Origin of the sequence: Leucobacter luti, assembly GCF_019464495.1 — a bacterium.
GTDB classification, from domain to species: Bacteria; Actinomycetota; Actinomycetes; order Actinomycetales; family Microbacteriaceae; genus Leucobacter; species Leucobacter luti_A.
Genome location: NZ_CP080492.1, coordinates 1816252 through 1840978 on the forward strand (window position 1 = coordinate 1816252; position 24727 = coordinate 1840978).

Here is a 24727-nt window from a genome sequence, read left to right on the forward strand (position 1 = left end):
GTCCCCGGAAGGGGGAATCATGCCTACACCCCGCACTACTGCGTCCGACGACGTTCCCACCGGAGCTGAATCCGGTGCCGGCCCGGCCGCGCTCCCCGACCCGTCCCAGTCGCGTGGCTTCTTCGGCCACCCGTGGGGACTCGCGAACCTCGCCGGCGTCGAGATGTGGGAGCGCTTCAGCTTCTACGGCATGCAGGCGTTGCTCGCCTACTACCTCTACTACTCGGTCACCGACGGCGGCCTCGGGCTCTCGCAGACCGCGGCGACCTCGATTGTGGGCGCGTACGGCGGGCTCGTGTACCTCTCGGCGGTGCTCGGCGGCTGGGTAGCCGACCGCGTGCTCGGGGCCGAGCGCACACTGCTCGCGGCAGCCTGCCTGATTATGGTGGGCCACATTGCCCTGGCCGTGCTGCCAGGCCTTGCGGGGCTTGCGGTTGGACTCGTGTGCGTGTCCCTCGGATCTGGATCGTTGAAGACGACAACGTCGACCGTGCTCGGTGACCTCTATGCGAAGACGGACCAGCGCCGCGACGCCGCATTCTCGATCTACTACATGGGCGTCAACATCGGCGGCCTGCTCGGCCCGCTTGCCACGAGCGCACTCTGGGGCTGGCAGGGCTTCCACTGGGGCTTTGGGCTTGCCGCAATCGGCATGGCTGCTGGCCTGATCCAGTACATTGCGCTGCGCCGCCACACACGCAGCGCCGCAAGTGCCGCCCCGTCGAACCCGCTCTCGCCCCGCGAACGGCGCGTGTGGCTCCTGATCCTGGGTGTCGCACTCATCGTGATCGGTGCGACGGTCCTCGCAGGCTGGGTCACCGCGGAGAACCTCTCCGACATCGTCGTTGTGCTCATCATCATCGCCGTGATCACCCTGTTCGCCGTGATCCTGTCGAGCCGCGCGATCAATCGAGTTGAGCGCCGCCAAGTGACCTCATTCATCCCGTTGTTCCTCGCGTCCGCCGTGTTTTGGTCGCTGTTCCAGCAGCAGTTCACGGTGCTCGCGATTTACGCAGATCAGCGGTTGAACCGAGACCTCTTCGGGTGGGAGATGCCCCCGAGCATGGTGCAGTCGATCAATCCGATCTTCATCATCGTGCTCGCAGGAGTCTTCGCGGCAATGTGGGTGAAACTCGGCGATCGTCAGCCCAGCACACCAGTGAAGTTCGCGCTCGGCGCGGGAATCATGGGTATCGCGTTCCTGTGCTTCATCCCACTCGCAGGAAGCGCCAACGGGACGATCCCGCTGATCGCGTTTGCCGGAATTCTGCTGCTGTTCACCATCGCCGAGCTGTGCCTGTCCCCCGTGGGCCAGTCACTTGCCACGAAGCTCGCACCGCGCGCTTTCCACTCGCAGATGGTGGCGCTGTTCTTCCTCTCCATCTCGCTGGGTTCGGCGGCCTCCGGCTCGCTCTCGGCGTTCTACAACCCGAGCAACGAAGTGCCGTACTTCCTGATCATCGGCGGCGCCTCGATCGTCGTGGCCGTCGCCTTGTTCCTCGCCCGCACGCCGATCCTTCGTCTGATGGAGGGGGTCCGGTAGCGTCCGGACCCCACGATCGCCGCTACCCCTCCAGTGCGGCGATCGCCTCGGGATCTGCTCCCGTCAGGAACTCCGTGAGGCGTTCGACCTCGCCGGTCTCCCCGATCTGCTCAGCCCCGCGGCGAAGCGCGTAGAGCGCGCGCAGCACGCCTCGGTTCGGCTCGTGCGACCACGGCACCGGCCCAGCTCCACGCCACCCCGACTTGCGCAGCCGATCCAGCCCCGGTGGTACCCCACTCGCGCAAAGGCGTAGGCCTCGATCTCGCGGCCTTCGGCGTTCGCCGCGTCAGCCAGCTCCGCCCAGGCGAGCGGTGACTCAGGGTGTTCACGCACAACCTCTTCTGGAGTGCGCCCTGCGGCGAGCGCAGCCGTCACCTCCGGCTCGGGTGCGAGGAGTGTGGGTTCTGGTCCAAGAAGATTCTCACCGATCATGGCGCCAGTGTAGCGACCGGGGATCTCAGCGGCAGCCGAACCTCGATGGTGAAGCTCTCCTCGCCGCGCTGGTCGAGCCCCGCGCCGGTTCCAGGCCCGGATCGGGCATCCGCATCGGTTCCGGATCCGGACCCCGAGCGGGCATCGGTTCCGGATCCTGCTCCTGCGGCCGTGTGAGTGAGCACGGGGTCTGATCCGAGCACCCGCAGGGTCCCGCCGTGAGCCTGGGCCACCGCCGTTGCAATCGCGAGCCCGAGTCCGCTCCCGGTCTCCGCGCGCACCCGCCCACTCCCGCGCACGAACGGCTCATGGAGTCGCTCGCGGGTCTCGGGGTCGAGCGGTGCCGCCGCGTTCTGGATCCACAGCACCGATTCGCTGGACTCCCCGCCTCCCCCAGCGCCGGAGCCCGGCGCCCAGCGCAGCTGGACCGTGCTGCCGGCACGGCCGTGGCGAACCGCGTTGCCGAGGAGGTTGTCCAAGAGTCTGCCCATCAGCTCAGGATTGACCGGAACCGTGTGCGGCTCGACCTCCGCCACAATTTCCATGTCGCGCTCGGCCGCGCGGGCCCGGCTCCGCGCGAGCGGCTCCGCGAGCACGTCCGAGGCCCGGTGTCGCTCGTACTCGAGTGGCTGCACGCCGCCGATCCCCACCTGGGCGCGTGTGAGCTCCAGGAGCGCCTCACCCATGGCGATGCTGCGGCTGTTGACCTCGCGCAGCCGCTCAGCAACTGCACGGTACTCCGCGAGGCTCGGTTCTGGACCGTCGAGCAACATGTCGAGCATCGCCTTTTCGGTGGCGAGCGGGGTGCGGAGTTCGTGTGAGGCGTTCGCGGCGAAGAGCTGCTGCGCTCGAAACGCGCGCTCAAGCCGCTCGAGCATCTCGTCGAGAGTGTCTGAAAGGTCTGTCAGTTCGTCGCGGGGGCCACGCAAGGCAACCCGGCGATCGAGCCGGTTTGGCGTTGCAGAGCGCGCTGCTGCATTGATCTCGTGCAGTGGCGACAGCACGCGGCCCGCGAGCACCCACGCGGCAATCGAACCGAGCACCACAATTGCCACCAGCGCAATCGTCGACGACCACAGCAGTGTGCCCAGCACGTCCGAGACATCTCGGATCTGGATCGCGGGCACCGTGGCCTGCATCCCCGTGAACCCGTCTGCGCGAAATGACGCGACCCCCGTGTCCGAGTACGAGAGGTTCGAGCTCGGAAACGCTCCGTCCACCGGATCCGCTGGGGCTGCCTGCATCACGGGAAGCGCCCAGTCGGGACCGTAGCGCATGAACAGGTTGAGCCCCGTGACGATGATCCCGCCTCCGAGCGCGACGAGCAGGGCAACACTGAGGGTGATGCGGGCACGGATGGTGAGCCAGAATCGGCCGCGCGCACGCCGGGTCACGCGACAGTCCCTGCCGCGTCAGTGCCGAGCGACGCTGGGGCCCCCACGCGGTAGCCAACACCGGGAACCGTGTGGATGATCCAGGGCTCCCCCATCCGCTTGCGCAGCGTCGAGATGGTGACCCGGATCGCGTTCGTAAATGGGTCGGCGTTTTCGTCCCACGCGCGCTCCAACAGCTGCTCGGCGCTGAGCACTCCGCCGTTCGCCTCGAGCAGTACGCGGAGCAGTGCGAACTCCTTGCGGCTCAGTCGCACATAGCGGCCATCGCGGAACACCTCGCGCCGGAACGGGTCAAGTGTCACGCCATTCGCTTCAAGCACGGGTGGCAGCGGCTGGGCATTGCGACGGTGCAGAGCTTGCAACCTGGCAATGAGCTCAGGAAAGTCGAACGGCTTGACGAGATAGTCGTCTGCTCCGAGTGCGAAGCCATCGACTTTGTCGTCAAGCAGGCCGGCTGCCGTGAGCATGAGGACGCGCGTGCCAGGCGCATTCGCGACCCCCCAGCGGCACACCTCATCACCGTGCATGCCGGGAAGATCCCGGTCGAGCAGCATCACGTCGTACTCCGTATGACCCAGGATCTCAATGGCGCTCTCACCGTCCAGCGCGATATCCGCGGCAATCGAGGCCCGCCGCAGCACCGTCTGCACGGCCTCGGCAAGGTACGCCTCGTCCTCCACTATCAATACCCGCATGCCGGTTCCTTCACTCGCGATCCCTGCGGAGTGCGCCCCGCGGTGTTCCCACAGTCAAACACGGCGCACATAAGGAAATGATCTGTGTTTTCGCAGACGCCCCCGCAACCGCGGTCCCGGTGGACTTGATCACGGCAGCACCCGCCGCCGCTCCATTCCACAGAAGGAAGTCCCCCATGACCTACACCACCCAGTTCCGTCGCAGCGTGCTCCTCGCTCTCCCCGTCGCAGCCCTGTTGCTTTCCGGCTGCACCGCTGCCGGCGGCGGCACAGACTCCGCAGCGAACAAGTCTGAGCAGCAGACGGATCAGACCGCCGAGGCGTGGCACGTGAAATACGCGGGCTGCATGCAAGACGAGGGCCTCGACTACCCCGAGCCCGATCCGAACGCGAACGGCATGGTCGCCGCGATTGATATTGAAGCCTTGGGAGGCATGGACGCGTTCAGCGCTGCGGACAAGACCTGCCGCGGAAAAATCGGAGATCCACCCCAGCCCACGGGCGAAGACGGGAAGCCGATCTCTGATGAGCAGATGCGCAAAGACTCGCTCGAGGTCACCGAGTGCCTGCGTGAGCAGGGCATTGACGTAGAGGATCCCGGCACCACCGGCGGCATCACCATTGACGAGTCGATGTCCACAGAAGCGCTCGAGGCCTGTGGCCTCTCGGGTATGGCCACGAGCGTCGCAGAGTAAGCGATGCGGAAAATCTGGATCGTCGCCGCAGCCGCAGTCGCCGTCGCAGGGCTCGCGACAACCGGTTTCGTCCTGCTGCGCCCGGCCGCGGCACCTGCGGCAGAGAAACCCCCGCCGCGCAACACGGCGGAGATCGTCCGCGGCGACCTCTCTGAGCAGACCCTCGTGCAGGGCGCGCTCGGCCACACCGGAGAGCGCACAATCTCAGGCGGGGCTGGCACGCTGACCTCGCTCGCGGCTGCCGGATCAACTGTGGCCGTCGGCGGAGAGCTCTTCGCGGTCGATAACGTGCCCGTGGTGCTCTTCTCCGGCTCGCTCCCGCAGTGGCGCGACTTCGCGCTCGGCATGTCAAACGGCCCTGACGTGCAGCAGCTCGAAGCATCTCTCGCCGAGCTGGGGTATTTCTGGGCAGACGCCGACGAGGTGTTTGATGAGAACACGCGGGTCGGGATCCGGCTCTGGCAGGAGGGCACCGGGCGCACGGTGACCGGCGAGATCGGCTTGGGTGAGATTCACTTCGCCCCCGGCCCACTGCGCGTCGCCGCAGCGGAACTCGCGACCGGCGCTCCCACCGCACCGGGCACCGCGATCCTGCGCGTCACGGATCTCGGGAAAAGCGTGACCGTGAACCTCAAGCTTGCCCAGCAAAAACTCGCCGTGGTGGGCGCCGCGGTTGAGATCGAACTGCCAGGCGGCACGAAGACGGCCGGCACCATCACCGCGGTCGAGCCCCCGCGCGAGCCCGAGAAAGACGCACAGGGCGGCGGGGACACCCCGCCCGTCGTGCCCGTCACCGTCACTCTCGATGATCCGGATGCCGCCGCAACGATCGACCGCGCCACGGTCCGGGTGTCGTTCACGAGTGAGACACGTGAAAATGTGCTCTCGGTTCCCGTCGGTGCCCTGCTCGCGCTCCCGGGCGGGGGCTACGGCGTCGAGGTTGTGCAGTCTGGGAAACGGGCGACCCGGCAGGTACCGGTTGAGACCGGTCTGTTCGCCGGCGGTCTCGTCGAGGTCTCGGGTGAGGGCATCGACGGCGGCACCGTCGTCGTGGTGGCGGAGTCATGATCGCGCTGGAGGGGATCACACGCAGCTTTGGGAGCCCGCCGACCGACGTGCTGCGCGGCATCGATCTGCGCGTTTTACCAGGCGAGTTTCTCGGGATTGTCGGGCCGTCGGGCTCCGGCAAATCGACTCTGCTCAACATCCTCGGCACACTCGATCGGCCAACGTCCGGCAGCGTGCGGATCGCGGGGCACGATGTCGGTGCGCTCAGCGACAACGCGCTCGCCGATGTGCGCGGCCACCACATCGGCTTCGTATTCCAGCAGTTCCACCTCACCGATGGCCGCTCTGCGCTGGAGAACGTGAGTGACGGGCTGCTGTATCGCGGCGCGTCTCGCGCAGCGCGGCGGCGTGCGGCAACCGAGGCGCTGGAGCGGGTCGGGCTCGGGCACCGCCTGCGCCATCGGCCGCACGAGCTCTCCGGCGGCGAGCGGCAGCGGGTGGCGATCGCCAGGGCCACCGTGGGGCAGCCGCTCATCCTCCTCGCGGATGAGCCGACTGGGAACCTCGATCAGGCCGCTGGTGCCAGCGTCATGGACCTGCTGCATCAGCTCAACGGTGACGGCACGACGATCGTCATGATTACCCACGACCGCGAGCTCGCGTCCTCGCTACCACGCCGCGTACGCGTGATCGATGGCCGGCTCCAGGACGACGGGCACCACGAAGAGGGAGCGCACGAATGACCCCCACCCCAGCAGGAATGCCGCCGCGCTCGCGGTTGCGACTGACAGATTTGCTCGCGCTCAGCACCTCGGGGCTCCGCTCCAGGCCGCTGCGCGCGATCCTCTCAGCGCTCGGCATCGCGATCGGGATCGCAGCGATGGTCGCTGTCCTTGGCATCTCCGCATCGAGCCAAGCAAAACTGCAGCAGCAGCTCGACGCGCTCGGCACGAACCTGTTGACCGTCGAGTCGGGCACCGACCTGTTCGGGCGGGAAACTCCGCTGCCGACCGACGCGACCGGGCGGGTGCAGCGCATCGCCGGTGTGCTCGAGGCTGCCGGCGCAGGCGAGGTGCCAGACACGCGCGTCTACCGCAGCAACCTGATTCCGGCCGCGCGCAGTGGCGGGCTCTCCGTGCGCGCGGCCGACCTCGAGCTGCGCTCAGCGCTCGCGGCCGAGCTCCGCGCCGGCGCATGGTTCACTGAGGCAACCGCGGCGTTCCCCACGGTCGTGCTCGGATCGGCCGCGGCGCAGCAGCTGGGGATCGAGCGGCCCGGCTCCCTGATCTGGCTCGGAGATCAGCAGTTCTCGGTGATCGGGATCCTGGACCCCGTTGTGCTCGCGCCAGAGCTCGACACCGCGGCGCTGGTCAGCTCCGCGGTCGCGCAGGAGCGGCTCGGCTTCGACGGCGCGCTCACCCGGCTCTACGTCAGGGCAGCGGAGGACGCCGTGCCGAAGACGCGGGAGCTGCTGCCGCAGACGCTCGGCCCGGAACAGCCAGAGGCCGTGAAAGTTTCGCGGCCCTCAGACGCGCTCGCAGCGAAGGGCGCGGCGGACGAGACGTTCACCGGATTGCTGCTCGGTCTGGGCTCGCTCGGCCTGCTCGTGGGAGGGATCGGAGTGGCAAACACGATGATCATTTCCGTCATGGAACGCCGCCAGGAGATCGGTCTTCGGCGTGCAATTGGCGCCAGGCGCGCACACATTCGGCGTCAGTTCCTCGGCGAGGCGCTCGTGCTTTCCGCACTGGGCGGCGTCTTTGGGGCCGGTCTCGGCGCGTTGATCACGCTCGCGTTCGCGGGAGCCAATGGCTGGCCGTTTGCCCTGCCGCTCCTGGTCCCGGGCGCAGCCGTCGGCGCCACACTCGTCGTGGGTGCACTCGCAGGGCTGTCCCCAGCGTGGCGAGCTGCCAGGGTGTCCCCGACGGCCGCGCTCAGCGGATAGTGTCCGAGCGCTGAGGGCTACGCGATCCGGAACGAGGCCAGAGTGCGCACGAGCAGCGCGTAGTCCTCAGTCTGCATGTACGCGCGCGCCTCATCCATCGATCCAAATAGCCACTGCGCCTGCGGATCAGAGGTGTCGACCTGCACCTTGGTCGCGAACGCCGTGAGGCCACCATCCGTGTGCAGCATGTTGTAGTACATACAGGACTGCGGCGGCACGTCATCGGCGAGGGACAGGCTCGCGATGACGCCCTCCGCGACCTGGGCCGCGCGGAACACCACCCGAGGCGCGACGAGCTGGGTGACCCCGTCAGGTGCGGCAACGTAGCCGGGGATCTCGACGGGCTGAGAGTCCAGCTCTTCGACGATCTGCTGCGGCAGCTCGCCGCACGCACCTCCGAGACCCTGCAGCGCGTTGGCGAAGTAGAGCCGCTGCACCCCTGCCGGGTCGAACACCCCGAACTGCACGATGCCCATGTCGTTCGGGGTGCCGATGTCCTCGACTTCCCAGCCTGGCGGCACCTCGAACGACTGCGACATGCGCACATCGGTGAAGCGTTCCCAGGGTTCCGGGGTCGGCGTCGGCGTGGGCGTCGGAGTCGCCGTTGGTGTGGGCGTTGCCGTCGGGCTCGGCGTCGGCTTCGCCGTCGCGGTCGGCTTGGGATCCGGGGTCGTCGGCTCAGGCGCGCAGGCGCTGAGCCCGAGCATCCCGATCGAGAGCACTGCCGCCGCAAGGAGCGGAGCGATCCGTGTCTTCATGAGTTCCCCATTTCCCTGGCCACCGCCATCGCAGAACGTGCGCTGCGGAACAGCTGCCGCGTCTAGCGGTAGTTCACAAACTGCAGCGCAACGTCGATATCGGCGCCTTTGAGCAGCGCCATCGTCGCCTGCAGATCATCGCGGCTCTTGGAGGAGACCCGCAGTTCATCGCCCTGGATCTGCGACTTCACACTCTTGGGTCCCTCATCGCGGATCAGCTTGTTCAGCTTCTTCGCGGTGGCCTGGTCGATGCCCTCTTTGAGCTTCGACTCGATGCGGTATTCCTTGCCGCTCGGGTAGGGCTCGCCGGTTTCGAGCGACTTCAGCGAGAGCGAGCGCTTGATGAACTTGGACTGGAGCACATCGAGCACCGCATTCGCGCGCTCCTCGGTGTTCGCCTTTATCAGGATCGTCTCACCACTCAGGGAGATGTCCGCACCCACACCCTTGAAGTCGTAGCGCTGCTCGACCTCCTTGCGGGCCTGGTTAATCGCGTTCTCGACCTCCATGGAATCGATCTTGCTCACCACGTCAAACGAAGAATCAGCCATGCCCTCAGCATACCGATCCCGCGCGGCCACGGTTCCTAATAGATGGAATAACTGGAGTGAATATGTTGCTACACTCTTCGTTGGCCCGCGCCGTACCACGACCATCAGCGCCGACCCGCCATCGCACCAATCGCTCCACCCCGTTCGAAGGATCCAGCTCGTATGTCGCAACAGACCGCATCGGTCACCGCCCAGCCCGCCCGCAGACTCCCCCGCTGGGTCACCTCTTTCGGGTGGCAGATCCTCGCGGCGCTCGTCCTCGGCCTTGTCCTCGGCGGGATCGCTATGTCGCTCGGGCCCGACGCTGAGGACAACCCCAACGGACTCCACGCAACGCTCGCCACCATCGGCGGCAGCTATGTGTCGCTGTTGCGCGCCGCCGTGGTTCCTCTGATCTTCACAGCGATCGTGTCGAGTATCGTCGGCCTGCGCAAGGTCACGAACGCGGCCCGCCTCGCCGGCCAGACGCTGCTCTGGTTCGCCATCACCGCCCTCATCGCGGTCACGATCGGCATCGTGCTCGGTGTAACACTGCAGCCAGGCGCCTCAGCCTCGCAGACCGAGCTCGCCACGAGCGACCCGTACACCGTTGGCACCTGGTGGAACTTCCTCACCGGCCTCGTACCCGGCAACTTCCTCGGCCTCACGGTCGGCGGCTCCGTCGATGCTGAGACGGGCGCACTGAGTGCGAGCCCGAGCTTCAACGTGCTCCAGGTCATCGTGATCTCCGCCGCGGTCGGCATCGCCGCACTGAAGATCGGCGAGAAGGCCGAACCGTTCATCCGCCTCACTGAGTCCGCACTTGCCGTCATCCAGAAGGTGCTGTGGTGGATCATCCGCATCGCCCCGCTCGGCACCGTCGGACTGATCGGTAACGCTGTTGCCGAATACGGCTGGAGCAAGATGGGATCGCTGACCTGGTTTGTCGCGGTGCTCTACGTGGGCCTCGCCCTCGTCCTGTTCGTGGTGTACCCGATCCTGGTGCGCGCGCACGGCCTCTCCGTGAAACAGTACTTCTCAGGCGTGTGGCCAGCGGTGCAGCTTGGCTTTGTCAGCCGCTCCTCGATCGGCACTCTCCCGCTGACGCAGCGGGTGACCGAGCGCAACCTTGGCGTCCCCCGCGGCTACGCGTCCTTCGCCGTGCCGCTTGGCGCGACCACCAAGATGGACGGGTGCGCGGCGATCTACCCGGCAGTGGCTGCGATTTTCATTGCCCAGTTCTTCGGCATTGAACTGACGATCGTGCAGTACTTGCTCATCGTCCTCGTCTCCGTGGTGGGTTCGGCAGCTACGGCCGGCACCACCGGTGCGACCGTGATGCTCACGCTGACGCTCTCCACACTGGGCCTGCCGCTCGAGGGCGTTGGCCTGCTGCTCGCCGTCGACCCGATCATCGACATGGGACGCACTGCGGTGAACGTCGCTGGCCAGGCACTCGTGCCGGCAATCGTCGCCAAGCGCGAGGGGATCATCGATATGGACCTCTACAACGCGCCTCGTCGCGGCCAGGCTTTCGACAACGACGATGTGGACGCTGAACTCGCAGCGGCCAACGCCGCCGATGCAGCGGACGCCGCGGAGCCGGCCACCCGCTAGCCCCTCACCGCATACGGCCGCAAAGCCACAACTGACCCCCAAGTGAGCTACTGACCCTCGAATGAAGCGAATATCGCTCAATTTGAGGGTCAGTAGTTCACTTGGGGGTCAGCTCTGCGATCAGCCGCCCCCAAGCATCTACCGCACCGAGGCGCGACGCATCGCGAACCAGGTGGCGACCAACGCCGCGACGATCACGCAGCACGCGATCAGCGCAAACCAACCGCGAGTCGCATTCGCAAGTATTTCCCCGAGGTTCGGCGCCAGGATCAACAGCAGGAAGGCGAGCGCGAGGCCAAACGAGATGCCGACGATCGCGGGCCCCTTCGCTCCGAACCGCACCCAGACCGCTCCGAAGAAGCCACCGATCGTGAGGCAGAACAGCACGCCGATGAACCCTGTTGCGCCGAGGATCCAGGGGTTCCCCGCGCCGACAGCATAGGTGTCGAGTACATAGGTATTCGAGAACCAGTGCCCCGTGGCGAGCTCGACACCCAACAGCGCGACGAGCAGCACGGCAACATAGGCGGACTGCAAGACATTCGAGAGCATCGTGCCGACAATGAAGTTCCGGCGGGTGGTCCCGAGCGCGAGGGCGAACGGGTAGGTCGTGGCCACCGCCTGCACTCCGTAGTAGATCAGGAAGCCAGGCAGCGACCACACCACGCCCATGTTCATGCGCGCACCATCGATGTACTCGGCACCGCCCCCGGTCAGACCAGTGGCGCGCTGAATCGCGAGGGCAATAATGATCGAGACGATCAGTACGAGCCCCAGGATCATTGCCGGGGTCGCAAAGAAATTGTCGAGCCGGTTCATGTGTAGCCTGGTCACTTTGAGCGCGCGGTTCATGCGGCTCTCCTTTCCTGAGATACCGATTCCGAGGCTTCCGCTGCCGCATGATCAAAGCCATATGCGGCCACGAGTTCTTGCAGTGAGACCGAGCTCATCTCCAGCCCGAGCTCCGCGGCGAGCGTGCGATCTGCCGCCGCTGGCGCGCCATTCACCACAGCCGACGCGAGCCCGCCGAGCCCGCGGCGGGACAGCACGTCGCGACCGCCAAGATATTGTTCGAGCGCACCCGCCTTGCCCGCGATCTGGTGGGCGCCGCCACGCAGTGCTTCGACATCGGCGTGCTGCACCACGCGGCCCTGTTCGAGGATGATGACGCGTTCAAGCAGCCGGTCCATCTCGTCGATGAGGTGCGTTGAGAGCACGATCGTGCGCGGATGCTCCGCATAGTCGTGCAGCAGCTCGTCATAGAACACTCCGCGCGCCGTAGCGTCCAGCCCGAGATACGGCTCATCGAAGAAGGTAATGGGGGCGCGCGATGCGAGGCCGAGCACGATGCCGAGCGCCGAGAGCTGGCCGCGCGAAAACTTCTTCACGACCGGCTTCGTCGGGATCCGGAACCGCGCGATCAAGCGGTCCGCGACCTCCTGCGACCAGTTCGGATAGAACACCGCCGCAGCGCGGATTGCGTGCTTCAATTTGTAGTCGTCCGGATAGCGCTGGTTGTCACGCACAAAACACATCTGCTCGATGGCGGCCGCGTTCTCGAACGGTTCGTGCCCCGCGACGCGGATCGTGCCGGATCCCGGCCGATCCTGCGCGGTGATGAGCGCCATCAGCGTGGTCTTCCCAGCGCCATTGCGTCCGAGTAGTCCGGTGATGACATTTGCCTGGATGTCGAGCGTGACGTCGTCAAGCGCGATTCCCCCGCTATAACGTCGCGTGAGTCCGCGGGTCTGTATGGCTGTCGTGGTCATGATGCTGCCTCCCCTTTCTCGGAGATGAGGGTGATGATGTCGTCAGTGCTGAGCCCGAGCCGTGTCGCTTCAGCAATGAGTGGATCGACGAAGTCTGTGACGAAGGCGGTGTGGCGGCCGGCCGCGATCTGGGCGCGTGCTCCGGGAGCAACGAACATGCCGATGCCGCGCTTCTTGTACAGCACGCCCTGATCTACAAGGAGATTCAGTCCTTTTCCCGCGGTCGCGGGGTTGATGCGCAGGTGCGCGGCGAACTCGTTTGTAGAGGGAACTTGCTCCTCTTCGGCGTACACGCCGGTCAGGATCTCGTCAGATAAGCGGTCGGCCAGCTGGAGAAATATCGGCCTCGTGTCATCAAACACTCCCACCTCCTTCATTGGTTAGTTACTTCACTAATGAACCTAGGTGGTTCGAGTCGGGGTTGTCAAGCACCGACATTCATCGGATGATTGTGAGGGGCGCCTACATCTCGCCCCATTCACGCGCCAGGAAGCCGGTATGCCAGCACAAAATATTGCCATTAGCCACGCCGACACCGGCCTCGTCACCGCGGAAGTGGGGCGCGCCGAGCGCATTTCGCCAAGCTTCGTGCGCCTCACGCTCGTCGGCCCCGAGCTGCGACAGTGGCGCCACATTGGCTTCGACCAGTGGTTCCGGCTCGCGATCCCCGTTGCAGGCGACACCACACGGTTTGATCGCCTCTCAGAGCGCTTCGACATGCGAGGTTACCTGCGCTACCTCACCCTGCCGAAAGCCACCAGGCCCGCGATCCGCAGCTACACCGTGCGAGAATTCCGCGCAGAGGCCGGTGAGATCGATGTCGACTGTGTGGTGCACGGGGCTCCGCACGACCCCAGCGCCGGATCGGCGCACGACGCAGGCATCGCCGGCCCCTGGGCCGCCTCCCTCCCCCAAGGAGCCCGCGTCGCTCTCATCGATCAGGGCTGTGGCTACCGGCCAACGAGAGGCGCAGCCCCCCACATCGTCCTCGCAGGGGACGAGAGCGCGCTTCCGGCCGTAGCTGGAATTCTGCGGGATCTTCCGCGAGACGCCACCGGCGATGCGTTGATCGAGGTGCCTGATCCCGCGGACCGACAGCCTCTGCACGCCCCGGACGGGGTCGCAGTGCACTGGCTCACGCGCTCACCCCACGACCGCCCGGGCACTGCGGCGCTGGAACGCCTGCGCAATCTGCCGGCATGGGATCCAACGCCGAGCAATCGCGAGTTCCGTGCGTTTGTTGCCGGCGAGCAGCAACTCGCCACCGGTGGTCGCCGCGCCCTCGTTGCAGAGCGCGGCGTGGCGAAGGCTGATGTCACCTTCTGCGGCTACTGGCGCCAGAAATAGCCCCTCGGCAACGCGGCCGCTGCCCGCTACCCGCTACCCGCTACCCGCTACCCGCTACCCGCTACCCGCTACCCGCTACCCGCACATTATCGAGCTACTGGGAGCCGCACCGAGACCCGCAGGCCACCCGGCTCAAGCGGCGTGAGGGTCAACTCGCCGTCGTGTGCGCGCACGATACTCTGCACAATCGCGAGGCCGAGCCCGACTCCGGGGCGTTCAGTGCGACGGCGCTCAGCCCCTCGCTGGAATGGCTCGGTCAACGTCGCCACGGTTGCGGGATCAAGCGCGGCGCCAGTGCTTGTGACGGTGAGCTCAGCGGCCTCTGGGGCGGTGCTAGTGGTGACCCACACCGCCCCGCCCGCGCTGAGGTTGTGCACGATCGCGTTGTGCACCAGATTCATCGTGACCTGGAGCAGCAATGCCGGCGATCCGGCGGCATGCGCAGCCTCGCCCACCGCCACGAGGGTGACTCCGTGCTGCTCGGCGAGCGGCAGCAGTGTCTCCGTCGCCTCTTCTGCGAGCAGCGAGAGGTCGACCCGCTCATGCGTGAACGAGCGCTGGCCGCTCCGGCTGAGAAGCAGGAGCGCCTCAGTCAGCTCAATCGCGCGATCGTTGACCGCAGTGAGACGCGCCACGAGTTCGGGGCTGTCGCAATCCGGGTCTTTGCGCGCAACATCAAGCTGCGCGCGCGTAATCGCGAGCGGTGTGCGCAATTCATGTGATGCGTTCGCAGCAAAGCGCTGCTGCTCTGAGACATGCGCTTCCAGCTGTGCGAGCATCGCATCGAAGCTGTCGGCGAGTTCGCGAAACTCGTCTTGCGGGCCCTCAAGCGCGACCCGCGTGGAGAGGGCACCGGCGCCGGCCGCCCGTGCGGCCTGTGTGATCCGCGTGAGCGGGGACAGCATCCGTCCGGCGAGTAGCCAACCGCCGACGAGTCCGAGCAGGAGCAAAAACACCAACGCCCACAGCGCGGCCGGTCGAAACGCGCGCACCAAGTCGTCGCGACCGGGCATAAACCCGTCCGGGAGCGCTGCGGCGTCCGGCGGCACATATCGCAGCAAGAAGGCCCACACCACCAGGAGCAGGAGCATCCCGGCGACCATCAGAAATCCGGCATAGCTCAGCGTGAGCTTCAGCCGCGCACTCATGCCGCGCGGACGCCCCAGCCCTGGCGTCACTCGGCGCCCCCGGTCCCCACATCAATCCGATACCCAACTCCGGGCACCGTGGCGATCAGCCACGGCTCCCCGAGCCGTTTCCGGAGCGCAGACACCGTGATTCGCACCGCGTTGGTGAACGGGTCAGCGTTCTCATCCCACGCCCGCTCCAGCAGAGTCTCAGCGCTCATCACTCCGCCTTCAGCGGCGACGAGCACCTCTAGCACCGCAAACTGCTTGCGCGTGAGCGCAATATAGCGCCCGTCCCGATACACCTCGCGCCGGAATGGGTCGAGGGTGAGGCCAGCAATCTCGCGCACAGGCGGCCGGTGGTGTGCGCGGCGCCGATCCAGCGCGCGCAAGCGCAGCACCAGTTCTTGCAGCGCGAAGGGCTTCGTCAGATAGTCGTCCGCACCGAGCTCGAACCCAGACGCCTTATCGTCCAGGCGATCCGCGGCGGTGAGCATCAGAATCGGTGTGCCAACGCCGGACGCGACGATGCTTGCTGCCACGTCGTCACCCGAGGGGCCGGGAATATCGCGGTCGAGCACAGCGATGTCGTAGTCGTTGATGCTGAGTAACTCGAGCGCAGTGTCACCGTCGCCCGCAACATCGGCCGCGATCGCCTCAAGCCTGAGCCCATCACGGATCGCGGAAGCCAGATCAGGCTCGTCCTCGACGAGTAGTACGCGCATGGGACCCATCGTACGATCCGAGACCTATCGTTGGTGTATCGAAAACCGTGTACGCGCTGGCAACATGGCACGCGGTGAACTGGCTCTATGCGTTACGAATCACGCGGCCTCAGGTTCCGCAAAGCACTCGTGCCCGCCCTCATCATCGCCGGGGCGGCATCTCTCCTCGCGCTCATTGCGGGGGTCGCAGTCGCCCAGGTTGCAGCGCCAGCCATCGCCGGGGCCGCACGCGAAGGGAAAGCCGGCACGCAGGTGGCTGGAGAGGAGGGTGGCGGATCCGGATCTGTCGACGCACGCGGCGCTGGAGCTGGGCCAACCGGATCCGGCGACGTCGACGGCCTCCTGCCCGACGGCACCACACCATTCGACGATGCACAGCCTGGCGTGACCGGGCTCGCTCCCGAACTGCTGAGCGCGCTGCGCGAGGCAGCGCGCGCGGCCGAAGCCGAGGGCATCACGATGACCGTGACGAGCGGCTGGCGCTCGCCCGCGTACCAGCAGCAGCTGCGCGTGGATGCCATTGCAGAGTACGGCTCGGAAGCGGAGGCCGCGCGCTGGGTGGCCTCCCGGAGAAGTCCGTGCACGTCTCTGGCGAAGCGGTCGACGTCGGGCCGTGGGACGCGGCGCAATGGGTCGCCGACAATGGAGCCCAGTTTGGCCTCTGCCAGGTGTATGACAATGAGCCGTGGCACTTCGAGCTGCGTCCCAACGCTGCGACAACCGGCTGTCCCGAGCTCTACTGGGATCCGAGCTACGACCCGCGATTGCAGTAATCACGCCTGCCACGGCTCGCACGGGGCCTCACCAGAGCGGGCGTCCGTGCAAAAGGATCGACGCTGCACCCGAACACGTGCGGGTCGTCGTGAGCCGCGCTCAGAGCGCCAATCGCTGGCTCGAATTACACAGCTGTAATTCATCCACAGCCTGTGGACAGCCCTGGGGATAGCTTGTGGACAGTGTAAGGTGACTACGACCAACTCTGGACGGAGTCTCAATATCATGAACGTTCGCACCCTCCCGGCACCCACCGCCGGGATGCTCCGGGCGCAGCGCCCCACAGGCATCATCATGGCGTTCGTGGTGCTCTTCATCGCGCTCCTGGCGCAGACGATCCCCACCGTTGGCATCACGATCGCGGACTCGCTCACCGGAGCCTCACCGGCCGGCGCAGCCAGTGAGCCAGCGCTCGCCGAAACCCACGAGCGCGTGCGGCTGAGTGTCCTACTCCTGTCGTTCGCGTTGACGATTGGAGTGCTGTGGCTGTGGGTTCGCGCGAAAGAACAACGGCCGTTCGCGTCGCTCGGCTTTGAGTCGCGCCGCGGAGCCCTCCGGGTCGCTCTCCGCGGCGCGGGAATCGGCCTCGCGATGCTCATCGTGTGCCTCCTCGTCCCGCTCGCACTCGGCGAGGTGCAGCTCAGTTGGGCGGCGCCCAGCGGTGCGGGCGCTACCTTTATTTTCCTGATGCTCGCGGCGTTTCTGGTGCAGGGGAGCGCCGAGGAGATCCTGCTTCGCGGCTTCCTCACCCAGGCCGTCGCACGACGCTGGGGGCTTGTGGCTGCGGTCATCACCCAGGCCGTGGTATTTGCCGCGATTCACGGCGCGAACGCCGGAGTGGGGGTGCTTCCCGTGGTGAACCTACTGCTGTTTGCGAGCTTCGCGAGCTTCCTGTCGCTGGCCGACGGGAGCCTGTGGGGCATCTGCGCGATGCACGGAGTGTGGAACTGGGCGCAGGGCAATCTGTTCGGCGTGGCAGTCTCCGGCAACGCCGCTGCGGACTCTCTCTTCACGATCACGAGTTCAGGATCGACGAACGAACTGATCTCCGGCGGCAGCTTCGGCCTTGAAGGAAGCCTGGTGACGACGGCGGTCTATCTGATCGGCGTCGCGATCGCGTGGCGTGTGTGGCGCGCACGTCGGGGACACGATGAAACTACACCGGTGTAATTCATCCACAGCCTGGGGATAACGTTGTGAACAACTTGTGGATATGCCAGGCTACGGCAGGATCCCCCACTCCATCGCGCGGGTGACCGCGCGGGTGCGATCCGACACCTCGAGTTTCTCGAACACGTGAAGCAGATGCGTTTTCACCGTCGACTCCCCAATCACCAGCCGCGCTGCGATCGACGGGTTGCTGTATCCCTGAGCCACAAGTGCAAGGATCTCCGTCTCTCGTGGCGTGAGCCGCGGCGCCTCGACCGGCTCGACCGGCTCGCGCACCCGAGCAACGAGCTGCGCTGCGATAGACGGGGCCAGCACGGTGTGGCCAGCAGCGACCGCTCGCACCCCAGCAATCAGCTCGGCAGCCGGCGCCGCCTTGACGAGGTATCCGCTCGCGCCCGCTTCGATCGCTGAGAGAATCTGCTCGTCATCCTCGTAGGTCGTGAAGACCAGCACTCCTGGCCCTGCAGGCACCCGTTCGGAGCCGGGATACTCACCCCGGGTGATGCGCCTCGTTGCTTCGACTCCGCCAAGGCCCGGCATGCGGAGGTCCATCAACACAACGTCGGGACGCGCATCCGCGAGCAGCTCAAGTGCATTTTCTCCCGACGCGGCCTCGCCGACGACCGTAATTTCGGCTTCGGTTTCGAGGAGACCAACGATTCCAGCGCGCACGATCGGGTGGTCGTCGACCACAAAGACGCGGCTCATACTCCCTCGCTTCCAGGGGTGACGAGGCGTGCAGAAGCTGCGCGCCTGGGCCGGACACGTTGATCTGCGGGCACGGCAGGAGATTGCCGGCCTGTGAGCGATACCTCAAGACACGCGCCTCCGCCCTCGCGCGGGCCGAAATTGATCTCGCCGCCGAGCGCCCGCGCCCGATCCGCAAGGCCGGTCAGGCCAAAGCCCCCGGCCCCCGCTTCCCGAGCGCCCGGTGTGCCCGGTGTGCCCGAGGCCGAGCCCGAGGCCGAGGCGCGACCAGGCCCGGCGGCGGGCCCCACACCATTGTCCTCAACCCGGAGCACCACACGGGGCGGCAGAGAAGCATTGCTAGATTCGCGTTCGTCCAAGACCAGGACGACGCGCGTTGCATGCGCATGGCGGCGCGCATTCGCGAGCCCCTCCTGTGCAGCGCGCAGCAGTACGACTTCCTGTTCGCGGTCCAAGTGCACAGGCCCGAAGCAGCACTCGACCTCAAGCCCGGTGTCGGCGTGCAGCCGCGCGGCGATGCGCTCAAGCGCCGGGGTCAGCTCGCCCTCGCCGAGCGGCTGCGTCGTGGCAACCAGTGCACGCGCTTCCCCCACGGCGTCACGAGCAGTGGCCCCCACTCTGACAGTGCGCTCAAGCGCTCGCTCAGCATCTCCTGCCAGGAGCGCCCGCTCCGCCTGCTCACTGAGCATCACGAGCCCGGTGAGAGTCTGTGTGAGCGTGTCATGCAGTTCGCGTGAGAGTCGCTCGCGCTCAGCAGCAGCCCCGCTCGCCTCGGAGAGCGCGGCGACTTCCGCCTGGGACTCCCGCAGACGTTCGGCGAGCGAGCGGTGCTGCTCACTCTGTGAGTACACCCGAGTGAGCCACAGCCCCAGGAACACCGCGAAGCCGAACGAGCACGCGGCGATCATCGCCGCGGACCACGCCGCATCGGAGAACCCGAGCCGCGCGTAGGCGAAATATGCGCCGACCCCTGTAGCGGCAGCGAGCGCGGCGCTCCACCCGATAGGCACTGCGCGCGGGCGTCCGCTTCCCCCAGTGATCGTCCAGATCATGGGATAGAGAATCGCCTGCAACGTCGCGAAGCCCGGACTCATCGCTACCGCCGCACCGAGCCCAATGGCGAGGAGCGCAAGAGCGACCCAGTCTCGACCCGCGGGCGGAAGGCCCGCGTGCTCGCGACGCAGTGCCGGCCGGATCGTGACCACATAGAGCACGAGAAATCCGGCAAGTATGCCCAGCTCTGGGAACAGTGCTGCGAACGGCTGCATATTCGCGGCATCACCCCGCCGGCTTACCACGCCCACTCCACCGGGGATCAACATCACGATGCACACAGCACCGACGCCGAGATCCCACCACCGCAGCGGGGACTTGGCGGGCTGCGCGGGCTTGCTCATGTACGTCACTCTCTCATGATCCCCCGACATCGAGTGCGGGAGTCTTACGAACGGCGCTGCCACCGGAATGTCAGAAGCGACGCTCCCAACCCCACCACAAGCCAGACCAGCAACATCAGCGCCACCAGCCCGAGGTTCCAGGTTCCGCCCGCCTCGGCGGCTTCAAGGTGTGCGGCCAGAAACACGCTGCGCATGCCCTGAGCCAACCACTTCAGCGGGAACACGGACGCGACATTTTGCAGCCACTCCGGCAACATCGTGAACTGGAGGTAGACGCCGGAAACAAACTGCAGCACCAGCACAATCGGGATGACCACCGCGGATGCGCTGCGCGTCGAGCGTGGAAGCGCGGAGAGCGCAATTCCAAGCAGCGTCATCGTGGCGATCCCGAGGGCGAACAACCAGGCAAAGCGCAGCCACGTGGACAGGTCTGTTGGCAGTTCTACCCGGAACACGACCGCTGCGAACACCAGCAACAGTGCGGACTGGAGCAGCGCAGTCACGACGACGACGCCGATCTTGCCGATGAAATAGCTCACCGGCGACATCGGGGTCGCTCCGAGACGCCGGAGCGACCCTTCGTACCGTTCACGAGTGATGTCGATCGCGAGGTTTTGTACGCCCGAGAGGAGAATGCCTGCTGCCACGAGGCCAGGCAAATAGTACGCGGCCAGTGAGATACCGCCGGAACCGTCGGGAAGCGTGCCGACATCACCCATCGACTGAAACGCCGCCCCGAAGATCCCGAGCATCAGGATTGGGAAGAGGAACGTGAAGAACACGACATCGGGGACGCGGAAGTACGCGCGCAGTTCGAACCCGATCGCGGCAAGCCCTGAGCTCACAATGCTGGGGGCCTTCATGGGGGACCGCGTATTCAGGGCGCTCATCGCGTGGCCTCCGTCCCGCTCTCGACGTGCTCGGTGAGTTTCGCATGCTCGGCGCGCTGTGCGTCCTCGGTTTCGCTCCGGATCAGCTCCAGGTAAATGTCTTCAAGCCCGGGTCGCTTGATTTCAAGCTCCGCAGGTTCGCCAGTCGAGTCCCCCGCGGCGAGCGCCGCTTCGCGCAATCTCGCGGCTACGGCCGCGGGCAGGTGAGTGCGCTCTTCGCGTCGCTCTCCAGACGCGTCTCGCCAGCTGACGATTGGCGTGCGCGCTTCGACGCCACCGAGCTCGGCTGGCGGCCCCTCCGCCACAATCCGGCCGCCCGAGAGCACTCCAACCCGATCTGCAAGGCGCGCGGCCTCATCAAGATAGTGCGTCGTCAGCAGGATCGAGACGCCCTCGCTCGAGAGCCCCTCGAGCATGTCCCAAAACTGACGCCGCGCAGCCGGATCAAAGCCCGTGGTCGGTTCGTCAAGGAACAAGAGCCGGGGACGCCCGACAATGCCGAGCGCAACGTCGAGCCGGCGCTGCTGACCGCCAGACAACTGTGCGGCGCGCGCCTGCGCCTGGTCGGTGAGCCCGACCAGTTCGAGCACTTCATCGACACCGCGGGGCTGCGCGTACAGCCTGCTGAAGTAGGAGATCAATTCCCGCGGCGAGTAAGGGCCATACTCACCGGTGGTCTGGGCGACCGTGCCGAACCCGGCCTTCCACGAACGCGGAGCCGTGAGCGGCTCACGTCCAAGCACACGAACTTCACCCGTGTCTGGCCACCGAGTCCCCTCCAGGATCTCAATCGCCGTGCTCTTGCCCGCGCCGTTGGGGCCGAGGAGCGCGTACGTCTCGCCCGCTGCGACATCGAGGTCGAGACCGCGCAGCACGCTGCGCTGCCCATACCGCTTCGTGAGGCCGCGCACGCGGATTGGCGCTTCGTGCTCTGTCTGGATCATGTCTCAAGTCTGCTGCTCGGCAGCGGGCAGCGGCAGCGGTGGAGCGGTGTATTTTTCCATCCACCGATCGGTGGATGCCATGCTCCGGGCGTAGGCTGGTGTGGTGAACAGCACTGACGCTCCTCCCTCCTTCCTCACCCCGAAGTCGTTTGCCTCCGACAACTGGGGCGGCATGCACCCCGAGGTCCTCGCCGCGCTCACCGCAGCGAACCGTGGACACGCGGCGGCGTATGGCGGCGACCCGTGGACGGCGCGGTTCGCCGAAGTGACGAAGGAACTGTTCGGCGCCGAGGCCGAGGCGTATCCCGTGTTCAACGGCACCGGAGCGAACGTGCTCGCCCTGCAGGCTGCACTCCCACGCTGGGGGGCCGTGATCTGCGCTCGCACCGCGCACATCAACTTTGATGAGACGGGCGCTCCAGAAAAGACCGGTGGGCTGAAGCTGCTCCCCGTCGACGCGCCCAACGGCAAGATCACGCCGGAACTCGCCGCACGTGAGACGTGGGGCTACGGCTCAGAACACCGGGCGCAGCCACTGGCGATCTCGATCGCGCAGGTCACCGAGACCGGCACCTGTTATACGCCGGAGGAGATCCGCGCCCTCGCTGATTTTGCGCACGAGCACGGCATGGTGCTCCACATCGACGGCTCACGGATCAGCAATGCGGCCGCCCACCTCGGCGTCTCGCTCGCGGCAATCACCAGCGAGGCCGGAGCGGATCTCCTGAGCCTCGGCGGCACAAAGAACGGCTTGCTCGGCGCTGAAGCGGTCATCCTGCTGCGGCCAGACGCAGCGCAAGGCATGAAGTTCCTGCGGAAGATCAACCTGCAGCTGCCCTCAAAGATGCGTTTTGTATCTGCACAGTTGCTCGCGCTTTATGAGGGCGAGCTGTGGCGTCGTTCGGCAGCCCACACGAACGCGATGGCTGCGCGGCTCGCTCGAGGGATCGAGACACTCGCCGCGCAGGATCCGTCGCGCGGACTCCGGATCCTCTTCCCCGTCGAGTCGAACGCCGTGTTCGTGCAGCTCCCGCCCGAGGTAGCCGCGCATGCGCAGCAGCGCTTCACGTTCGGAGCGTGGCCGGGAGGCGCGGATCAGTACCGCCTCATGTGCGCGTTCGACACGACGGAGGAAGAAGTGGACGCCCTGCTCGAGGCGCTCGCGGGCGCATAGCCCGCGGCGGCCCAGAGCGGTCGTGTCCGCTCGTGCGGATACGTGCGAGGGTGCAGCCCGGGCCTAGGCCGCGGCGCGGTCCGGGCCTAGGCCGCGGCGCGGCGCGGGGTCAGCCGCGACAGCAGCACCGTGAGCACCAGCGCAGCAATGATCCCAATCACTGGGGGGATGCCGATCTCGAGCTGGCCGGCGCTCCACGCCACTGCGCAGGAGACCACGTACACGCCCAGGTTCACCCAATTGAAGCGGGGCAACGTCTCACCGACGGGCATTTGCGTGCGCCGCCAGCGCGCAAGGTAGTCGCCGATGATCACGCCGCCGAGCGGTGGGATGAACGTGCCGAGCAAGCCGAGGTACTGGGGCAGGTGATCACCCACACCGAGCAGGGCCAGCACGGTGCCAATGATCGAGCCGGCGATCACAAATCGCGTCTTGCTGGGCTTCTCAAACAACTCTGCGCCGGCAACCCCAAAGGAGTACGCAGCGTCCGCGTTCGACTTCCAAAGGTTGCCGAACAGGAGAAACAGCCCCCAGCCGATCAACCCGAGCTGGAACAGGACGAGGACAAAGTCGCCCTCTCCAAAGGTGATCGCGCCGATCGCGCCGAAGAAGATCATGAGACCGTTGCCGATGAGGAACCCGACAACACACGCGATGACAGCCTGTTTGCCGCTGCGGCCAAAGCGCGTCCAGTTCGGCGCCTGCGTCCCCGCCGAGACGAAGGTGCCGACGACGGTGGTGACAGCGACCGCGAGGGTCATGCTGCCCGACGGCTCGATCGCGGCGAGGCCTGCCCAGCCGCCGACTTCCTCGAGCGAGCGGAACATGACCCAGAAGGCGAGGATGAGGATCAGCGGGGTCGAGATGAGTGAGACCCAGTACATCCCGCGATAGCCGTATACGGCGGTGGCGCACATGAGAGCGCTCACCCCAATCATGATCGCTGCGCGCGCAAGTGAGGATTCCCACCCAAAGGCTTGAGCGGTCAGCTCCCCGATCGTGCCGATGACCACGCCGTACCAGCCGATCTGGGTGCCGCCCAGCAGGATCGAGGCGAGCTTCGACCCGCGGGTGCCAAGTGTGTAGCGCGCCATCACGACCGTGGTGAGGCCCGTGCGGGCGCCGATCCAGCCCAGCACGGCGACATAGGCGCCGAGCACGAGGGACCCCACCGCAATGACGACGAGCAGTTCGCGCAGCCCAAATGCTTGACCCAGTGCGGCACCAGCGAGCATCGTCGGCGTGAAGATGGTGAACCCCAGCAGGACAACCATCAGGGAGAAAAATCCCTTGCGCGCGTGCCGCGGCACCGGCGTCACCGGGTAGTCGCGGTCGACGATCGCCTCAGTCGCGGGAGCAGGGACTGCGGCAGCTTCAGCGGAGACCGCTTCTGGCGTCCCGGCGCTCACGCGCGCGGCTCGATGCCAGCGGCCGCGGTGCCGAGCTCGCTGGTCTCCACGCCGATGTCCTCGGCCCAGATCTCGGGGCGCTCGTCCATCATGCGCTGCATCAGCGCGAGACAGCGCGCGTCGTCTGCAATAACGAGCTCGGTGCCCTTACTGCGGAGCCACTCTTCCGATGCCTCAAAACTCTGGTTCTCGCCGATCACAATGCGGGGGATGTCATACAGGATCGCCGTGCCCGCGCACATCGTGCAGGGAGAGAGCGTCGTGTACAGCGTGCACTCGCGATAGACACTCGCGGGGAGGCGGCCAGCGCGTTCCAGGCAATCGGTCTCACCGTGACGGATCACGCTGCCGTCCTGCACCCGGCGGTTGCGCCCGACCGCGAGCACCCGGTCCCCCTCCGGTCCGTGGTGGATCAGCGCCGCGCCGATCGGAACGCCGCCCTCGTCCCACCCGAGCTGCGCCTGCTCAATTGCGAGGTCGAGGTACGTGCGGTCGGTGTCGTTCAATCCCATAGCCAAAATCGTATCGCGCCCGGGCATGCAGGCTGGCCTCGTGCCCGGCCCTCGCTCGCTCACTCGCTCGCGACCACGACCTCACGACCATGACCTTGCTGAGGCGCGTGCGGCTTCCCACAGTGCAGGAAGCCGCACGCTCCTTGCGGAACCCTCAGTGCAGT

The 24727-nt window shown here is 66.4% G+C and carries 25 protein-coding genes and 1 pseudogene; 10 read left to right on the forward strand and 16 right to left on the reverse strand.

What is annotated here, in order from left to right:
- The first annotated feature begins 19 nt into the window (after positions 1–19).
- On the forward strand, positions 20–1543 hold the full coding sequence (locus K1X41_RS08130) for a peptide MFS transporter (protein ID WP_220174353.1): 1524 nt from the start codon (positions 20–22) through the stop codon (positions 1541–1543).
- Positions 1544–1565: 22 nt separating this feature from the next.
- On the opposite strand, the pseudogene K1X41_RS08135 reads toward K1X41_RS08130, so the two are convergent.
- The 3 genes and pseudogenes from K1X41_RS08135 to K1X41_RS08145 all read right to left on the reverse strand — a co-directional run bounded on the left by K1X41_RS08135 (position 1566) and on the right by K1X41_RS08145 (position 4064).
- Positions 1566–1975 (reverse strand): annotated as a pseudogene (locus tag K1X41_RS08135) (DUF3151 domain-containing protein).
- Positions 1972–3369: a HAMP domain-containing sensor histidine kinase gene (locus tag K1X41_RS08140; RefSeq protein ID WP_133617947.1), complete on the reverse strand. Its 1398-nt coding sequence runs from the start codon at positions 3367–3369 to the stop codon at positions 1972–1974. The pseudogene K1X41_RS08135 and the gene K1X41_RS08140 overlap by 4 nt, the downstream one beginning before the upstream one ends.
- Entirely contained in the window at positions 3366–4064 is a 699-nt protein-coding gene (locus tag K1X41_RS08145; protein ID WP_132206804.1) for a response regulator transcription factor, read from the reverse strand. The genes K1X41_RS08140 and K1X41_RS08145 overlap by 4 nt, the downstream gene beginning before the upstream one ends.
- 176 nt (positions 4065–4240) lie before the next feature.
- On the opposite strand from K1X41_RS08145, the gene K1X41_RS08150 reads away from it, so the two are divergent.
- The 4 genes from K1X41_RS08150 to K1X41_RS08165 are packed head-to-tail and all read left to right on the forward strand — an operon-like array spanning position 4241 to position 7712.
- Positions 4241–4759, forward strand: a complete 519-nt coding sequence (locus K1X41_RS08150) for a hypothetical protein (RefSeq protein ID WP_220174354.1) — start codon at positions 4241–4243, stop codon at positions 4757–4759.
- 3 nt (positions 4760–4762) lie between these two features.
- Positions 4763–5827: a peptidoglycan-binding protein gene (locus tag K1X41_RS08155; protein WP_132206806.1), complete on the forward strand. Its 1065-nt coding sequence runs from the start codon at positions 4763–4765 to the stop codon at positions 5825–5827.
- Positions 5824–6510, forward strand: a complete 687-nt coding sequence (locus K1X41_RS08160; RefSeq protein ID WP_133617944.1) for an ABC transporter ATP-binding protein — start codon at positions 5824–5826, stop codon at positions 6508–6510. The genes K1X41_RS08155 and K1X41_RS08160 overlap by 4 nt, the downstream gene beginning before the upstream one ends.
- Positions 6507–7712, forward strand: coding sequence for an ABC transporter permease (locus tag K1X41_RS08165; RefSeq protein WP_133617943.1), 1206 nt, complete (start codon positions 6507–6509; stop codon positions 7710–7712). Before K1X41_RS08160 ends, K1X41_RS08165 begins: the two co-directional genes overlap by 4 nt.
- Before the next feature lie 17 nt (positions 7713–7729).
- Here K1X41_RS08165 and K1X41_RS08170 read toward each other — a convergent pair whose 3' ends face one another.
- Positions 7730–8470: a hypothetical protein gene (locus K1X41_RS08170; RefSeq protein ID WP_220174355.1), complete on the reverse strand. Its 741-nt coding sequence runs from the start codon at positions 8468–8470 to the stop codon at positions 7730–7732.
- A gap of 62 nt (positions 8471–8532) precedes the next feature.
- On the reverse strand, positions 8533–9021 hold the full coding sequence (locus K1X41_RS08175) for a YajQ family cyclic di-GMP-binding protein (RefSeq protein WP_132206809.1): 489 nt from the start codon (positions 9019–9021) through the stop codon (positions 8533–8535).
- 162 nt (positions 9022–9183) lie between these two features.
- Between K1X41_RS08175 and K1X41_RS08180 the strand changes: the two genes are divergently transcribed.
- On the forward strand, positions 9184–10617 hold the full coding sequence (locus tag K1X41_RS08180; RefSeq protein ID WP_132206810.1) for a dicarboxylate/amino acid:cation symporter: 1434 nt from the start codon (positions 9184–9186) through the stop codon (positions 10615–10617).
- Positions 10618–10755: 138 nt separating this feature from the next.
- Here K1X41_RS08180 and K1X41_RS08185 read toward each other — a convergent pair whose 3' ends face one another.
- From K1X41_RS08185 to K1X41_RS08195, 3 genes are read right to left on the reverse strand one after another with little or no spacing between them, the layout of a single operon-like run.
- Complete coding sequence (locus K1X41_RS08185; RefSeq protein ID WP_220174356.1) at positions 10756–11469, reverse strand: hypothetical protein; 714 nt, start codon at positions 11467–11469, stop codon at positions 10756–10758.
- Complete coding sequence (locus K1X41_RS08190) at positions 11466–12386, reverse strand: ABC transporter ATP-binding protein (protein ID WP_133617940.1); 921 nt, start codon at positions 12384–12386, stop codon at positions 11466–11468. Before K1X41_RS08190 ends, K1X41_RS08185 begins: the two co-directional genes overlap by 4 nt.
- Positions 12383–12748 (reverse strand): GntR family transcriptional regulator, encoded by a 366-nt coding sequence (locus K1X41_RS08195; protein WP_132206813.1) that lies wholly within the window; start codon positions 12746–12748, stop codon positions 12383–12385. The genes K1X41_RS08190 and K1X41_RS08195 overlap by 4 nt, the downstream gene beginning before the upstream one ends.
- 136 nt (positions 12749–12884) lie before the next feature.
- On the opposite strand from K1X41_RS08195, the gene K1X41_RS08200 reads away from it, so the two are divergent.
- Positions 12885–13733, forward strand: a complete 849-nt coding sequence (locus K1X41_RS08200; RefSeq protein WP_132206814.1) for a siderophore-interacting protein — start codon at positions 12885–12887, stop codon at positions 13731–13733.
- An 86-nt stretch (positions 13734–13819) separates the two neighbouring features.
- Here K1X41_RS08200 and K1X41_RS08205 read toward each other — a convergent pair whose 3' ends face one another.
- Positions 13820–14881 (reverse strand): sensor histidine kinase, encoded by a 1062-nt coding sequence (locus tag K1X41_RS08205; protein WP_132206815.1) that lies wholly within the window; start codon positions 14879–14881, stop codon positions 13820–13822.
- A gap of 26 nt (positions 14882–14907) precedes the next feature.
- Positions 14908–15585 (reverse strand): response regulator transcription factor, encoded by a 678-nt coding sequence (locus K1X41_RS08210; RefSeq protein ID WP_220174357.1) that lies wholly within the window; start codon positions 15583–15585, stop codon positions 14908–14910.
- An 87-nt stretch (positions 15586–15672) separates the two neighbouring features.
- Between K1X41_RS08210 and K1X41_RS08215 the strand changes: the two genes are divergently transcribed.
- Positions 15673–16497 (forward strand): M15 family metallopeptidase domain-containing protein, encoded by an 825-nt coding sequence (locus K1X41_RS08215; protein ID WP_258566384.1) that lies wholly within the window; start codon positions 15673–15675, stop codon positions 16495–16497.
- Positions 16498–16584: 87 nt separating this feature from the next.
- Positions 16585–17529, forward strand: a complete 945-nt coding sequence (locus K1X41_RS08220; protein WP_220174358.1) for a CPBP family intramembrane glutamic endopeptidase — start codon at positions 16585–16587, stop codon at positions 17527–17529.
- A gap of 51 nt (positions 17530–17580) precedes the next feature.
- Here the strand turns inward: K1X41_RS08220 and K1X41_RS08225 are convergent, their stop codons facing one another.
- From K1X41_RS08225 to K1X41_RS08240, 4 genes are read right to left on the reverse strand one after another with little or no spacing between them, the layout of a single operon-like run.
- Entirely contained in the window at positions 17581–18237 is a 657-nt protein-coding gene (locus K1X41_RS08225) for a response regulator (protein ID WP_220174359.1), read from the reverse strand.
- The gene (locus tag K1X41_RS08230) at positions 18234–19634 is read right to left on the reverse strand and encodes a sensor histidine kinase (protein ID WP_220174360.1); all 1401 of its coding nucleotides are present in this window, start codon (positions 19632–19634) and stop codon (positions 18234–18236) included. The genes K1X41_RS08225 and K1X41_RS08230 overlap by 4 nt, the downstream gene beginning before the upstream one ends.
- A 44-nt stretch (positions 19635–19678) precedes the next feature.
- Positions 19679–20524, reverse strand: a complete 846-nt coding sequence (locus K1X41_RS08235; protein ID WP_220174361.1) for an ABC transporter permease — start codon at positions 20522–20524, stop codon at positions 19679–19681.
- Positions 20521–21468 (reverse strand): ABC transporter ATP-binding protein, encoded by a 948-nt coding sequence (locus tag K1X41_RS08240; protein ID WP_220174362.1) that lies wholly within the window; start codon positions 21466–21468, stop codon positions 20521–20523. The genes K1X41_RS08235 and K1X41_RS08240 overlap by 4 nt, the downstream gene beginning before the upstream one ends.
- A gap of 172 nt (positions 21469–21640) precedes the next feature.
- Between K1X41_RS08240 and K1X41_RS08245 the strand changes: the two genes are divergently transcribed.
- Positions 21641–22642 (forward strand): threonine aldolase family protein, encoded by a 1002-nt coding sequence (locus tag K1X41_RS08245; RefSeq protein WP_133617952.1) that lies wholly within the window; start codon positions 21641–21643, stop codon positions 22640–22642.
- Between the two features lie 86 nt (positions 22643–22728).
- Here K1X41_RS08245 and codB read toward each other — a convergent pair whose 3' ends face one another.
- Both codB and K1X41_RS08255 read right to left on the reverse strand, forming a co-directional pair.
- A complete protein-coding gene (codB, locus tag K1X41_RS08250) occupies positions 22729–24051 on the reverse strand; it encodes a cytosine permease (protein ID WP_258566385.1) in 1323 nt (440 codons plus the stop codon).
- A complete protein-coding gene (locus K1X41_RS08255; RefSeq protein ID WP_133617930.1) occupies positions 24048–24563 on the reverse strand; it encodes a nucleoside deaminase in 516 nt (171 codons plus the stop codon). Before K1X41_RS08255 ends, codB begins: the two co-directional genes overlap by 4 nt.
- Between the last annotated feature and the right edge of the window lie 164 nt (positions 24564–24727).